This window comes from Pseudomonas sp. Irchel s3h17 (genome assembly GCF_900187505.1).
Classification (GTDB): domain Bacteria; phylum Pseudomonadota; class Gammaproteobacteria; order Pseudomonadales; family Pseudomonadaceae; genus Aquipseudomonas.
Genome location: NZ_FYDL01000005.1, coordinates 314,254 through 327,698, shown reverse-complemented (window position 1 = coordinate 327,698; position 13,445 = coordinate 314,254). Strand labels below are relative to the sequence as shown.

The following is a 13,445-nucleotide window of genomic DNA, read 5'->3' as shown; positions in this document are numbered from 1 at the left end:
TGCCCCCATGAGCTATCCGACCCTGAACTTTGCCCTCGGCGAAACCATCGACATGCTGCGTGACCAGGTCCGCGCATTCGTCGCCAAAGAGATCACGCCGCGAGCCGCACAGATCGATATCGATAACCTGTTCCCGGCGGACCTGTGGCGCAAGTTCGGCGACATGGGCCTGCTGGGGGTCACCGTGCCGGAAGAGTACGGCGGTGCCGGCCTGGGCTACCTGGCCCACGTCGTGGCCATGGAAGAAATCAGCCGCGGTTCGGCCTCTGTCGCCTTGTCCTACGGCGCCCACTCCAACCTCTGCGTCAACCAGATCAACCGCAACGGCACCCACGAGCAGAAGGTCAAGTACCTGCCCAAGCTGATCAGTGGCGAGCACATCGGCGCCCTGGCCATGAGCGAACCCAATGCCGGTTCCGACGTGGTCTCGATGAAGCTGCGCGCCGACAAGCGTGGCGACCATTACGTGCTCAACGGCAGCAAGACCTGGATCACCAACGGTCCGGACGCCAACACCTATGTGATCTACGCCAAGACCGACCTGGAAAAGGGCCCGCACGGCATCACCGCGTTTATCGTCGAGCGCGACTGGAAAGGCTTCAGCCGCAGCAACAAGTTCGACAAGCTCGGCATGCGGGGTTCCAACACCTGCGAGCTGTTCTTCGACGACGTTGAAGTCCCGGAAGAAAACATCCTGGGTGTACTCAACGGTGGCGTGAAAGTACTGATGAGCGGCCTCGACTACGAGCGCGTGGTGCTCTCCGGCGGCCCGACCGGGATCATGCAAGCGTGCATGGACCTGATTGTTCCGTACATCCACGACCGCAAGCAGTTCGGCCAAAGCATCGGTGAATTCCAGCTGATCCAGGGCAAGGTCGCCGACATGTACACCCAGCTCAACGCCAGCCGCGCCTATCTGTATGCCGTGGCCCAGGCCTGCGAGCGTGGCGAAACCGCCCGCAAGGACGCTGCCGGCGTGATCCTCTACAGCGCCGAACGCGCCACGCAAATGGCCCTCGACGCGATCCAGATCCTGGGGGGTAACGGTTACATCAACGAGTTCCCCGCTGGCCGTCTGCTGCGTGACGCCAAGCTGTATGAAATCGGCGCGGGCACCAGTGAGATCCGTCGCATGCTCATCGGCCGCGAACTGTTCAACGAAACGAAATAAATTTCGTCAGTGGCAAGCGTCAAGCTGCAAGAGGACTGCGCTCTTGCTTCTGACTTGTAGCTTGTAGCTTGAAACTTGAAGCTGCTACGGAGTAGCCCATGATTTTGCACACCCAGCTCAATCCCCGTTCGGCGGAGTTCGCCAGCAACAGCGCGGCAATGCTTGCCCAGGTCGATGCGCTGCACACCCTGCTCGCCCAGGTCCAGCAAGGCGGTGGCGCCAAGGCCCAGGAACGGCACACCTCGCGGGGCAAACTGCTGCCCCGCGAGCGGATCAACCGCTTGCTCGATCCGGGCTCGCCCTTCCTGGAAATCAGCCAGCTGGCTGCGTATGAAGTCTATGGCGAAGAGGTTCCGGCCGCCGGGGTGATCGCCGGCATCGGCCGGGTCGAGGGCGTCGAGTGCATGATCGTCGCCAACGATGCCACGGTCAAAGGCGGCTCGTACTACCCGCTGACGGTGAAAAAACACCTGCGCGCCCAGACCATAGCCCAGCAGAATCGCTTGCCGTGCATCTATCTGGTGGACTCCGGTGGCGCCAACCTGCCCCGTCAGGATGAAGTCTTTCCGGACCGCGAACACTTCGGGCGGATCTTCTTCAACCAGGCCAACATGAGCGCCATGGGCATCCCGCAGATCGCGGTGGTCATGGGCTCGTGCACTGCGGGCGGCGCCTATGTGCCGGCCATGGCCGACGAAGCGATCATGGTGCGCGAGCAGGCCACTATTTTCCTCGCCGGCCCACCGCTGGTGAAAGCCGCCACCGGCGAAGTAGTCAGTGCCGAAGAACTGGGCGGTGCCGATGTGCACTGCAAGATTTCCGGGGTGGCCGACCACTACGCCGACAGCGATGAACACGCCCTCGCGCTGGCCCGACGCAGCGTTGCCAACCTCAACTGGCGCAAACTCGGTGAGCTGCAGCAGCGCACGCCGATTGCCCCGCTGTTTGCCAGCGACGAGCTGTACGGCGTGGTCCCGGCCGATGCCAAGCAACCCTTCGATGTGCGCGAAGTGATCGCACGCCTGGTGGACGGTTCGGTGTTCGACGAGTTCAAGGCGCTGTTTGGCACCACACTGGTCTGTGGTTTTGCCCATCTGCACGGCTATCCCATCGCGATACTCGCCAACAACGGCATCCTCTTCGCCGAGGCCGCGCAAAAAGGCGCGCACTTCATCGAACTGGCCTGTCAGCGCGGGATTCCCCTGCTGTTCCTGCAAAACATCACCGGCTTCATGGTCGGCCAGAAATACGAGGCCGGCGGCATCGCCAAGCACGGCGCCAAGCTGGTGACCGCCGTGGCGTGCGCCAAGGTGCCAAAGTTCACCGTGATCATCGGTGGCAGCTTCGGTGCCGGTAACTACGGGATGTGCGGCCGGGCCTACGACCCGCGCTTCCTGTGGATGTGGCCGAACGCACGTATTGGCGTGATGGGCGCCGAACAGGCCGCCGGCGTGCTGGTGCAGGTCAAGCGCGAACAGGCCGAGCGCGGCGGACACCCTTTCAGTGCCGCGCAGGAAGCCGAAATCAAGCAACCGATCCTTGACCAGTATGAAGAACAGGGCCACCCCTACTACTCCAGCGCTCGCTTGTGGGATGACGGCGTCATCGACCCGGCGCAAACCCGCGACGTGCTGGCACTGGCGTTGTCCGCCTCGCTGAACGCCCCTATCGAACCGAGCCGCTTCGGCGTGTTCCGGATGTGATCTGGAGAAAACCATGAGCGACTTCAATACCCTGGAACTGCTGACCGACCCCCGTGGTTTCGCCACGCTGTGGCTCAGTCGCGAAGCGAAGAACAACGCCTTCAACGCCGAAATGATTCGCGAGCTGATCCTGGCCCTGGACAAGGTTCAGGGCGACCCGAACCTGCGTTTTCTGCTGGTGCGCGGACGCGGCAAGCATTTCAGCGCCGGTGCGGACCTGTCCTGGATGCAGCAGTCGGCCGAACTCGACTACCACACCAACCTGGATGACGCCCGCGAGCTCGCCGAGTTGATGTACAACCTGGCCAAGCTGAAGATCCCGACCCTGGCGGTGGTGCAAGGTGCGGCCTATGGCGGCGCCCTGGGCCTGATCAGTTGCTGCGACATGGCCATCGGTGCCGATGACGCGCAGTTCTGCCTGTCGGAAGTGCGCATCGGCCTGGCTCCCGCGGTGATCAGCCCCTTCGTCGTACAAGCCATCGGCGAGCGCGAAGCCCGTCGTTATGCCCTGACCGCAGAACGCTTCAGCGGCGTACGCGCCCGGGAAATCGGCCTGCTCAGCGAAAGCTATCCGGTGGGCGAACTGGAGCCCCAGATCGAGCACTGGATCAACAACCTGTTACTCAACAGCCCGCAGGCCATGCGCTCAAGCAAGGAACTGCTGCGCGAAGTCGGCAACGGCGCCCTGAACCCGGCGCTGCGCCGTTATTGCGAAAACGCTATCGCGCGGATCCGGGTCAGCCCCGAGGGGCAGGAAGGCTTGCGGGCCTTTCTGCAAAAACGGCCGCCGAGCTGGCAGGTCGAATCCACCACCAAGGAGCCGCGTTGATGAGCGCACCTGTACTCACCACCCTGCTGGTGGCCAACCGTGGCGAAATCGCCTGCCGTGTGATGCGCACCGCCAAAGCCCTGGGCCTGACCACCGTGGCCGTGCACAGCGCCACCGACCGGGACGCACGGCACAGCCGCGAAGCGGATATCCGCGTGGACCTGGGGGGTAGCAAGGCGGCTGACAGCTACCTGCAAATCGACAAACTGCTGGCCGCCGCCAAAGCCAGCGGCGCCCAGGCGATCCACCCGGGCTACGGTTTCCTCTCGGAAAACGCCGGCTTTGCCCGTGCCATTGAAGCGGCCGGCCTGATTTTCCTCGGCCCGCCCGCGTCGGCCATCGACGCCATGGGCAGCAAATCCGCGGCTAAGGCCTTGATGGAAACCGCCGGCGTGCCGCTGGTACCGGGTTACCACGGCGAAGCCCAGGACCTGGACACCTTCCGCGATGCCGCGCAGCGCATCGGCTACCCGGTCCTGCTCAAGGCAACGGCCGGCGGTGGTGGCAAAGGCATGAAAGTGGTCGAGGACGTCAGCCAGCTGGCCGAAGCCTTGGCCTCGGCCCAGCGTGAAGCCCTGTCGTCGTTCGGCGACTCGCGGATGCTGGTGGAGAAGTACCTGCTCAAGCCGCGCCACGTGGAAATCCAGGTGTTCGCCGATCAACACGGCAACTGCCTGTACCTCAATGAGCGTGACTGCTCGATCCAGCGTCGTCACCAGAAAGTCGTCGAAGAGGCCCCTGCCCCCGGCCTGAGCGCGGAACTGCGCAAGGCCATGGGCGAGGCGGCGGTCCGTGCCGCGCAAGCCATCGGCTATGTCGGCGCCGGTACCGTGGAGTTCCTGCTCGATTCGCGGGGTGAGTTCTTCTTCATGGAGATGAACACCCGCCTGCAAGTCGAACACCCGGTCACGGAGGCCATCACCGGCCTCGACCTGGTCGCCTGGCAGATCCGCGTCGCCCAAGGCGAGCCGCTGCCGATGACCCAGGCGCAGGTGCCGTTGATCGGCCATGCGATTGAAGTGCGGCTGTACGCTGAAGACCCGGGCAATGACTTCCTCCCGGCCACCGGCCATCTGGCGCTGTACCGTGAGTCCGCCGCCGGTCCTGGCCGTCGCGTGGACAGCGGCGTCGAGGAAGGCGACACCGTTTCGCCGTTCTACGACCCGATGCTCGGCAAGCTCATTGCCTGGGGCGAGGATCGCGAACAGGCACGCTTGCGCCTGCTGAGCATGCTCGACGAGTTCGCCATTGGCGGCCTGAAGACCAACATCAGCTTTCTGCGCCGAATCGTCGCTCACCCGGCATTCGCCGCCGCCGAACTGGACACCGGATTTATCCCGCGCTACCAGGAGCAATTGCTGCCCGCTCCCCGCGAACTCAGCGATGAGTTCTGGCAGGCCGCCGCTCAAGCGTTTGCGCAAAGCCAGGCACACAGCGTACGCAGCGATGACCCGGGTTCACCCTGGGCCATCGGCAACGGGTTCCGCGCCGGATTACCCGCCGAAACCACGCTGCACCTGAGTTGTGAGGGCCAGGACCAGGCTGTCACCCTGGCCCCGGCTGACAGGCGTCATGCCGAACTGGTCGGTGAACAGTTGCGGGTGGAGCATCACGGCCTGCGCCGCCAGCATCGCGCGATCCGCCACGGCGACAGCCTGTACCTGCAATGGGAAGGCGAACTGCACAGCGTCAAGCAGTACGACCCGATTGCCGCTGTCGAAGCCAGCCATAGCCATCACGGCGGGTTGACCGCGCCGATGAACGGCAGCATCGTGCGCGTCCTGGTGGAGCCGGGACAGACCGTCGAAGCCGGGGCACAATTGGTGGTACTCGAAGCCATGAAAATGGAGCACAGCATCCGTGCGCCCCATGCTGGCGTGATCAAGGCCTTGTATTGCCAGGAAGGCGAGATGGTCAACGAAGGCAGCGCACTGGTGGAGTTCGACTAGTCGCTGCCCGATGACAGCGAGGTCCTGCCGTGCAGGACCTCGCTGATCAGAACTTCGCGGTGGCCTGCACCACCACGCCGATGATCTGGCAGTCGTCGGTCATCAGGGCCTTGGGATAGGTCGGGTTCAGCGGCACCAGGTAACGCTGGCCGCCCTCTTCTATCAACTTGCGGAAGGTCGCCTCGGCGTTGCCCGACCATTGGGCGATCACCAGCTTGCCAGGTACCGCCTCGACGGCCGGGTCGACCAGGATCAGCATGTCCTGCGCAATGCTCGGGCCGCTGGGCGCCGTCATCGCATCGCCCACCACGACCAGCCAGAACGCCGGCCCGCGGGCATGGTAATCCGATAACTCGGAGCGACCCTTGCCATAGGTGGCGGCTGTCGCTTCGCGCACTTCGCAAAGCCCCCGCCAGTCGCTCACCGGGTAACGAAAGTACGGGTTGTACTTTTGCGCCAGCGGCATTTCGTCCGCATCCGCTTCGTCATCGGCCTTCGTCGCCTCGGTTTCCCTGATCACCAGGGCCACCTCAAGAAACCCCATCCCCAGTTCCCGGAGCACCCGGTTCATGTCTTCGAGGCTCGGCTGCCGACGCTTGTTCAACCAATGACCGACGCCGCCCTGCGACATGGCGAGGCGTTCAGCGAGTTTTTCCTGAGTGATCCGTAGCTCACTCATCTTGGCCTTGACCAATTCAATCCATTTATCCATGGGCGGAACGATACTTCCCGTGACCAGACCCTCAACACACACATTGTAGTATTTAATTTTTCGTCATAAATACGATAGGTACTAATATTTGACCTGACCCTACGCCCCTATCATGGAGTAAGACCTCACCATGGAAAACATCGACAAAGACCCGCAAGAGCAGGAAATCGACACCCGCTTCACGTCACTCAAGGACTGTGCCGCAACCCAGCGCGCCCTCGACTATTACTTGAAACCAACTGTTTCGGAATGGGACGTCACGGAACGCTTGTTCGACGTCAACCGTCACGTCAGCAGCGAGGAAGCCCTGGTCCATGCCTCTTGCCTGCTGCGTTGTGCAGCGGCGAGCGCCAACGAGTCGGCGAACAGCCTGCAGGGCGCCAGCCGCGACCTGGCCTTGACGGTGGTTCACATGATCGACATGGCCAAGGCCATGGTGGAACGATCCCTGGACGGCAATCGAGTGGATTGAGCGGGAAATATCAGCGTCAACGCCGGGTTGACGGTCAAGCCGCGGGCGTCTGGCAAGGCGACAGGAAAAATATTTCCTATGAGGCAGGTGAAAACATTTGACTTGCAAATGATAATGATTATTATTGCATCAGCTGGTCGCGAGATCAGTCGATATCCCAAGAGACCTTAGGTCGGACTCTTCGAATATCTCCTCATCAGGCTAATCACGGTTTTTGACCCGGCTTTTTGCCGGGTCTTTTTTTGCCAGTTATTCTGGCTTTGGCTTCAGGCTAATGAAGTCGGGTACTGCTGAATTCGATGGCGCGGATGATATCAAAAGAGCATCTTTTTGCAACACGACAGTGACGAGACGCCCTGCAGGCAATGGAAAATAGCACTTGAGAATCAATCGCATAGTCACTAAGCTGCGGCTGCGTCAAGGACGACGCCCCCCTCCCCTCAAGACCTCGTAAATTGCCCTCAGCTTTCCCCTCCCTTGTGTGTAAAGTAAGCGCCATAACCATCATATCCAGGATGAGATCATGACCGTGGCTCAACGCTCCTTTGATATCACTGCCAATTTCGACAGCGGCAACATAGAGGTGCTGGACCTCAGCAATCCGTTACAGGCCTTGCTGGCCATCAAGCCCGATACCCGCAGTCAGCATTTCCAGTGGTTTCATTTCAAGGCCAGCGGCCTGCATGTGGGGCAGGAGCACTGGTTTCGCCTGAACAACGCCAGTAAATCCTCCTACAACAAAGCCTGGGATGGTTATCAGGCCGTGGCCTCCTACGACCACGTGAACTGGTTCCGTGTCCCGACGATCTTTGAAGGCGATTGCCTGCGCTTCAGCCTGGAAGCCACCCAGACGCACGCCTGGTTTGCCTACTTTGAACCCTACAGCCGCGGTCGCCATGACTGGCTGATCGAACAGGCACTGACCAAGGCCAGCACCGAGTTGCTGGCCACCGGCAAAAGCGTCGAAGGTCGCGACATTCAACTGCTGCGCAAAGGCAGTGGCGCCGAAGGCCAGCGCAAGGTCTGGATCATCGCCCAGCAGCATCCCGGCGAACACATGGCCGAGTGGTTCATGGAAGGGGTCATCGAGCGCCTGCAACAGCACAACGACCCTGAGCTGAACAAATTGCTGGCCAGCGCCGACCTGTACCTGGTGCCGAACATGAACCCGGACGGTGCCTTTCACGGTCACCTGCGCACCAATGCCATGGGCCAGGACCTCAACCGCGCCTGGCAGAGCGCCAGTCCGGAGATCAGCCCGGAAGTGTTCTTCGTACAGCAGCAGATGGAAAAGTACGGCGTCGACCTGTTCCTCGATATCCACGGCGATGAAGAAATCCCCTACGTGTTCACCGCCGGATGTGAAGGCAACCCGGGCTACACGCCACGGATTGCAAAGCTTGAGGAGCATTTCCGCAGTCACCTCAAACACAAGACCCGCGATTTTCAGACCGCCCACGGCTATACCCGTGACGAGCCGGGCAAGGCCAACATGACCCTGGCCTGCAACAGCGTCGGCGAACAGTTCGACTGCCTGTCGCTGACCCTGGAAATGCCGTTCAAGGACAACAACGACGCCCCCAACGCCCACACCGGCTGGTCCGGCAAGCGTTCGATGCAGTTGGGCAAGGATGTCTTGTCGACGGTGGCCGATATGGTCGGCACCTTGCGCTGATCCCCTGGCATGACGGCATGCCTCCACGGCATGCCGCCATGACCTCACTCAGACGCCGCGATCCGCCGGCAATCCTCCGGCCCCAGCAAGCGCCCGTCCTGGGAGCGCAGTTCCAAAGGCCTGATAACAGCGGTGCAACGCAACGCTGCACCGCCCTGCCCGATCAGTGATCCTTGCCAGCCAACATGCTCTGCAACACGCCGTCACGGCGCACCCAGCCATGGAACAGTGCTGCGGCCAGATGCACCAGCACGGTCAGGAACAGCAGGTACGCCAGATAGCCATGAGCCTTGCGCAGGAAGGTAAACAGCGCGGTATTGGCCGGCACAATCGACGGCAGCTGCCAGGCACTGGCGAGCATCACCGGGTCGCCTGCCGCCGAAATCATCGCCCAGCCCAGCAACGGCAAGGTCAGCATCAAGGCGTACAGCAACACATGGGAGGCCCTGGCCGCCAGCACCTGCCAGGTCGGCAAGTCAGCGGACAACAGAGGCTGGCGAGTCGAAAAGCGCACCACCAGTCGCACGATCACCAACAGCAGGATCGCGATGCCCAAGGGTTTGTGCAGGTGGATCAGCCAGGCATGGCGCTCGGACACCGAGGCGACCATACCGGCGCCGATAAACAACATGGCGATGATCATCAGTGCCATCAGCCAGTGCAGCAGCCGCGCCAGCGGCGCAAAGTGGTTCGGGTGCGCACTCATTGTGCCGGCTCCTGTCTGGTGGTGGGCAACTGGCTGACTTCCTGGGTACGCCGCAGGTAGGAGTTGGCGTAGACCGCTGAACGCGCCGCCAACAGCGGGTCATCCGAACCTTCGATGCCCGTAGGCAAGATCAGCGGGTCGTAGTTGATGTCGCGGCATTCACCGCTGTCCTGCGCCTGGGCACGCTCCAGGACCAGGGTCCCGGCATTCAGGACGGTGCGGTCGGCAGGCCACGCCTTGCTCGCGTCATGGGTCGGGTCCGAGGGCGCCGCCAGGGTGATGTTCAACTGCCAACGCACGGGGCCGCTGCTCAAGCGCTGGAGCAGATCCTGCTCCAGGAAGTCCGCGCCTTGCGGCGCACTGGCGCCCGCAGCGTCCCGGGCGACGGGTACCACGCCCCAGCGTACCGCCTGGCGCTGTCCTGTCGCGTTGACCAGGTAGAACGCGTTGATGCCGTTGTAGGTCTCGGTCGCGTAACTGGCCGATGGCCTGGTCGACTTCACCCATTTCAGGAAGGGCGCGGTTTCCGGGTGCGCGGCGAAAAATGCCGGTGCGGCGGCCGGATCGGGTTTGCCGGTCGCGGGATCGGGCGTCTGCACCTGTTGCAATTGATAGAAGGCTTCAGGTGTCCCCACCGGGAACACCGGCATGCTGTTCATGCCCGTGCGCCATTGCTGGCCGTTTGCCTGGGTGAAACGCAACGCCAGGCTGCGGATCGGCACACTGCTGTCAGGGGCGTAGGGGTTACCGCTGGGCAACGCAAAACGCCCAACCACCGGCGTCCATGCCGCGCTGAAGACCTGCGCCGTGGAATACTGACGCGCCTCTCCGGAGTTTTCGAAGTAACCGATCACGCACACCCCTTTGGCGTGATTGCGTCGAAAGCCTGGGTGAACACCGTTGTTGGTCTCCAGCACATTGACCAGCGCCTTGGGGGTCAGACGCTGTGGGTCCAGTGTGCCATTGACGTAGGCAAAGGCCCCGGCCAAGGCCGCAATCACCACGCCGATCCCCGCCAGGCGCAGGATCAGGCTCGCAGGGCTCAGGGGGATTTTGTCGGGTGGCGGTGCATGATCAACCATAAAAGACTCCAGGGCCGAAGCGGGCCTGTGGGAAGGATCAATCAGACGAAAGCGCCGGCGGTTTATTCCATTGGCATGGTGTTTATTTTTCCGCGGCTGGAATAACCTCTTTTGCCAAGCGTCTCCCGGGTCCCCAACACAGTGACTGGCCAGCCCACCATGAACCCGCTCGACGAACAGTTGCGTGAACTCATCCCCAGGCTGCGGCGCTTTGCCGTGTCCCTGACTCGCCATCCCGGCAATGCGGACGATCTGGTGCAATCGTCGCTGGAGCGCGCGCTGTCGAGTTGGGGGAGCAAGCGCCCGGAAGGCGACGTGCGCGCGTGGCTGTTCGCGATCCTGTATCGGCAATTTCTCGATGCCCACCGTCGCTCGAGGCGCTATGCCCGGATGCTGGAATTTTTCACCGGTCGCGATGACCCACAGCCTTCGCTGGAGCGCACTGTCATCGCGCAATCGACCCTGGAAGCCTTCGACCGACTGCCCACCGAACAACGCGCGCTGTTGCTCTGGGTTTCGGTGGAAGGCTTGAGTTACAAAGAGGTCGCCGAGATCCTCGACATCCCCACCGGCACCGTGATGTCTCGCCTGTCCCGCGCGCGCCAAGCCTTGCGCCAGCTCAGCGATGGCGAAATCAGCAGCCCTACTCTGCGGATACTCAAATGATCAGCATGCCCCCCGAGGTCAATGACCTGCACGCCTACGTCGACCACCAACTCAACGAAGCCGACCGGCGCCTGGTGGAAACCTGGCTGGCGGCCAATCCGCAGATGACCGCCCAGGTCCGCGCCTGGCAGCAGGACGCTCAGCAACTGCGCGCGGCGTTGGGCGCGGCGTTGCAGCAACCGGCCAACCCGGACCTGGATCCCGGGATGATTCGCCAACGCCTGAAACGCCAGTCCCGGCGCCATCTGGCCAGCGCCGCGGTGCTGCTGATCGCGGTCAGTGTCGGTGGCCTGAGTGGCTGGCAAGCACGCGAGCTGAGCCTGGCCGGGAGCACACCGCCGATGACCGACGCGATGCAGGCGTATCGGATGTTCGCCCAGCAAGGCATTCTGCCGGCCGATTACAAGGTCGCGGACGACGGCGACGTACAGGGCTGGCTTGACCATTACTTCACCCGGGCCAATCGCCTGCCGGACCTGTCCCCCTCAGGGTTCAAACCGGTCAGCGGGCGTTTGCTGAGCACCGACCAAGGCCCGGCGGCCATGGTGATGTACGAGAACCCGCAGGGCAGCAAGATCAGTTTCTACATTCGGCCACCCGGCCCCCGGAACAATCTGCTGCCCCGTGGCAGTCGCAGCGACGGTGAATTGCAGGCGCAGTACTGGTCGGGGGCCGGGTACAACTATGCAATGGTCAGCGAAGCCCGGAGCCCGGCCACCCAGGTGATCAAGCAGACGCTGAGGTTCTAGAACCCGACATCTGGAATGCCGTTGCACTAAATTGCCGTTCAACAGCGTTTCATCAATCTGATCGATGTGCTGTACGACCAGGACAAGCGCTTGATCCTGCTGGGTGTACGCGATTTCCGTGGCGAAGGAGCTTGCTCCCGCTGGGCCGTGAAACGGCCCCAACAAGCTTGTTGCAGTCTTTCAGACAAAACTCGGCGAGCCGTTATGGGTCTGCTGCGCAGACCAGCGCGAGCAAGCTCGCTCGCCACGGGATAAGTGTTCAATGTCCCACGCTGGCATTACATCGCTGAACCGGTATTTGGCATTATCATGGCCGCACTTTTGCGGGCGCCCCCCCGTTCTCTTTTCACAGGCTGGAACTGTCCATGCATACCCTTGCACAACTGCGGGCCGGAGCGCTCGCAGGCCTCAAACGTCTGGACCTGTCGTGTGGCCTGACGGAGTTTCCCGAGGAAATCTTCGACCTGGCGGACTCGCTGGAAGTGCTCAACCTCAGCGGCAATGCCCTGGAGCGCTTGCCCGATGACCTGCACCGCCTGACCCGTTTGCGCGTGCTGTTCTGCTCGAACAACCGCTTCACTGAACTGCCGGAGTGCCTGGGTCAGTGCGCGCAACTGAGCATGATCGGGTTCAAGTCCAATCAGCTGGAGCGAGTCCCTGCCGCCGCCCTGCCGCCACTGCTGCGTTGGTTGATCCTGACCGACAACCGCATCGGTGAGTTGCCGAGCGAGCTGGGCGAACGCCCCCTCCTGCAAAAACTGATGCTCGCGGGTAATCGCCTGCGACATCTGCCCGCCAGCTTGAGCCAGTGCCATCAGCTGGAACTGATCCGTATCTCCGCCAACCAGTTGACCGAACTGCCACAGTGGCTGCTGACCTTGCCGGCACTGGCCTGGCTGGCCTACGCCGGCAACCCGCTGGAAACCGAGGCCTGTGCCAGCGCCCTTGAGACCACGGCGAACATTCCCTGGTCCCACGTGCACCTGCAGCAGCCGCTGGGTGAAGGCGCCAGCGGAGTCATCCATCGGGCGCAATGGCAGCCCCCGGCACAACCGGCGCAACCGGTCGCGGTAAAACTCTACAAAGGGCACATGACCAGCGACGGCTCACCGCTGCATGAAATGAACGCTTGCATCACCGCCGGCATTCATCCGAACCTGATCCGTGTCCACGGGCGCCTCGTCGACCATCCCCAAGCCCAGGCCGGGCTGGTGATGCACTTGGTCGACCCGAGCTACCGCAACCTGGCCGACCTGCCCAGCCTGGCCTCCTGCAGCCGTGACGTGTACGCCGACGGGCTGCGCCTGAGTGCTGCCGTGGCGTTGAACATTGCCGCTGGCGTCGCCTCGGCTGCCGCGCACCTGCATCGGCAAGGCATCACCCATGGCGACCTCTATGGCCACAATACGTTGTGCAATGAGCGCGGTGAGTGCCTGCTCGGGGACTTTGGCGCCGCGTCTTTCCACGCCACCGCCGATACCCTGGAGACCCGGGCGCTGCAACGCATCGAAGTGCGGGCCTTCGGGATTCTGCTGGGTGAGTTGCTGGAGCGGATCGACTCGGGGTTGAGCCAGGCAGGTCGGGTGGGACTGGAGCAATTGCACGCGCGCTGCTGTCAGCCAGAGGTCCTGGCCCGACCGGGTTTCAGCGAGATCGTGGAAGCGTTGGCCGCCTGCGACTCAAGTCGCTAGCGGCGCACACGCCACGTGGCGAGGGAGCGTGCTCCCTCGC

12 protein-coding genes are annotated in these 13,445 nt (G+C 62.6%); 9 read left to right on the top strand and 3 right to left on the bottom strand.

The window, feature by feature from the left end; translation table 11 throughout:
- Window positions 1-7 precede the first annotated feature (7 nt).
- From CKW25_RS09525 to CKW25_RS09510, 4 genes are all read left to right on the top strand, one after another.
- Window positions 8-1,171 (top strand): isovaleryl-CoA dehydrogenase, encoded by a 1,164-nt coding sequence (locus CKW25_RS09525; protein WP_095078918.1) that lies wholly within the window; start codon window positions 8-10, stop codon window positions 1,169-1,171.
- A gap of 98 nt (window positions 1,172-1,269) precedes the next feature.
- Window positions 1,270-2,874: a carboxyl transferase domain-containing protein gene (locus tag CKW25_RS09520; protein ID WP_095078917.1), complete on the top strand. Its 1,605-nt coding sequence runs from the start codon at window positions 1,270-1,272 to the stop codon at window positions 2,872-2,874.
- A 13-nt stretch (window positions 2,875-2,887) separates the two neighbouring features.
- Window positions 2,888-3,703, top strand: a complete 816-nt coding sequence (locus tag CKW25_RS09515) for a gamma-carboxygeranoyl-CoA hydratase (RefSeq protein ID WP_095078916.1) — start codon at window positions 2,888-2,890, stop codon at window positions 3,701-3,703.
- The gene (locus CKW25_RS09510) at window positions 3,703-5,652 is read left to right on the top strand and encodes an acetyl/propionyl/methylcrotonyl-CoA carboxylase subunit alpha (protein ID WP_095078915.1); all 1,950 of its coding nucleotides are present in this window, start codon (window positions 3,703-3,705) and stop codon (window positions 5,650-5,652) included. Before CKW25_RS09515 ends, CKW25_RS09510 begins: the two co-directional genes overlap by 1 nt.
- 46 nt (window positions 5,653-5,698) lie before the next feature.
- Here the strand turns inward: CKW25_RS09510 and CKW25_RS09505 are convergent, their stop codons facing one another.
- Window positions 5,699-6,364, bottom strand: coding sequence for a S24 family peptidase (locus tag CKW25_RS09505; protein WP_095078914.1), 666 nt, complete (start codon window positions 6,362-6,364; stop codon window positions 5,699-5,701).
- A 130-nt stretch (window positions 6,365-6,494) separates the two neighbouring features.
- Between CKW25_RS09505 and CKW25_RS09500 the strand changes: the two genes are divergently transcribed.
- Both CKW25_RS09500 and CKW25_RS09495 read left to right on the top strand, forming a co-directional pair.
- A complete protein-coding gene (locus CKW25_RS09500) occupies window positions 6,495-6,836 on the top strand; it encodes a DUF6124 family protein (RefSeq protein ID WP_095078913.1) in 342 nt (113 codons plus the stop codon).
- A gap of 523 nt (window positions 6,837-7,359) precedes the next feature.
- A complete protein-coding gene (locus CKW25_RS09495) occupies window positions 7,360-8,511 on the top strand; it encodes a M14-type cytosolic carboxypeptidase (protein ID WP_095078912.1) in 1,152 nt (383 codons plus the stop codon).
- Between the two features lie 163 nt (window positions 8,512-8,674).
- On the opposite strand, the gene CKW25_RS09490 is transcribed toward CKW25_RS09495, so the two are convergent.
- Together CKW25_RS09490 and CKW25_RS09485 are read right to left on the bottom strand one after the other, a co-directional pair.
- On the bottom strand, window positions 8,675-9,217 hold the full coding sequence (locus CKW25_RS09490) for a cytochrome b (protein ID WP_095078911.1): 543 nt from the start codon (window positions 9,215-9,217) through the stop codon (window positions 8,675-8,677).
- Window positions 9,214-10,299, bottom strand: coding sequence for a catalase family peroxidase (locus tag CKW25_RS09485; protein ID WP_095078910.1), 1,086 nt, complete (start codon window positions 10,297-10,299; stop codon window positions 9,214-9,216). The genes CKW25_RS09490 and CKW25_RS09485 overlap by 4 nt, the downstream gene beginning before the upstream one ends.
- A 159-nt stretch (window positions 10,300-10,458) precedes the next feature.
- On the opposite strand from CKW25_RS09485, the gene CKW25_RS09480 reads away from it, so the two are divergent.
- The 3 genes from CKW25_RS09480 to CKW25_RS09470 all read left to right on the top strand — a co-directional run bounded on the left by CKW25_RS09480 (window position 10,459) and on the right by CKW25_RS09470 (window position 13,405).
- The gene (locus CKW25_RS09480; protein WP_095078909.1) at window positions 10,459-10,965 is read left to right on the top strand and encodes an RNA polymerase sigma factor; all 507 of its coding nucleotides are present in this window, start codon (window positions 10,459-10,461) and stop codon (window positions 10,963-10,965) included.
- Window positions 10,962-11,714: an anti-sigma factor gene (locus CKW25_RS09475; protein ID WP_095078908.1), complete on the top strand. Its 753-nt coding sequence runs from the start codon at window positions 10,962-10,964 to the stop codon at window positions 11,712-11,714. The genes CKW25_RS09480 and CKW25_RS09475 overlap by 4 nt, the downstream gene beginning before the upstream one ends.
- Window positions 11,715-12,079: 365 nt before the next feature.
- Entirely contained in the window at window positions 12,080-13,405 is a 1,326-nt protein-coding gene (locus CKW25_RS09470; protein ID WP_095078907.1) for a leucine-rich repeat-containing protein kinase family protein, read from the top strand.
- Window positions 13,406-13,445: the final 40 nt, after the last annotated feature.

What these genes read in the sequence shown, in the direction of transcription:
- CKW25_RS09495 (WP_095078912.1), top strand. Translation starts at nt 7,360, where the DNA reads ATGACCGTGGCTCAACGCTCCTTTGATATCACTGCCAATTTCGACAGC.
- CKW25_RS09500 (WP_095078913.1), top strand. Translation starts at nt 6,495, where the DNA reads ATGGAAAACATCGACAAAGACCCGCAAGAGCAGGAAATCGACACCCGC.
- CKW25_RS09510 (WP_095078915.1), top strand. Translation starts at nt 3,703, where the DNA reads ATGAGCGCACCTGTACTCACCACCCTGCTGGTGGCCAACCGTGGCGAA.
- CKW25_RS09525 (WP_095078918.1), top strand. Translation starts at nt 8, where the DNA reads ATGAGCTATCCGACCCTGAACTTTGCCCTCGGCGAAACCATCGACATG.
- CKW25_RS09505 (WP_095078914.1), bottom strand. Translation starts at nt 6,364, where the DNA reads ATGGATAAATGGATTGAATTGGTCAAGGCCAAGATGAGTGAGCTACGG.
- CKW25_RS09520 (WP_095078917.1), top strand. Translation starts at nt 1,270, where the DNA reads ATGATTTTGCACACCCAGCTCAATCCCCGTTCGGCGGAGTTCGCCAGC.
- CKW25_RS09490 (WP_095078911.1), bottom strand. Translation starts at nt 9,217, where the DNA reads ATGAGTGCGCACCCGAACCACTTTGCGCCGCTGGCGCGGCTGCTGCAC.
- CKW25_RS09515 (WP_095078916.1), top strand. Translation starts at nt 2,888, where the DNA reads ATGAGCGACTTCAATACCCTGGAACTGCTGACCGACCCCCGTGGTTTC.
- CKW25_RS09470 (WP_095078907.1), top strand. Translation starts at nt 12,080, where the DNA reads ATGCATACCCTTGCACAACTGCGGGCCGGAGCGCTCGCAGGCCTCAAA.
- CKW25_RS09485 (WP_095078910.1), bottom strand. Translation starts at nt 10,299, where the DNA reads ATGGTTGATCATGCACCGCCACCCGACAAAATCCCCCTGAGCCCTGCG.
- CKW25_RS09480 (WP_095078909.1), top strand. Translation starts at nt 10,459, where the DNA reads ATGAACCCGCTCGACGAACAGTTGCGTGAACTCATCCCCAGGCTGCGG.
- CKW25_RS09475 (WP_095078908.1), top strand. Translation starts at nt 10,962, where the DNA reads ATGATCAGCATGCCCCCCGAGGTCAATGACCTGCACGCCTACGTCGAC.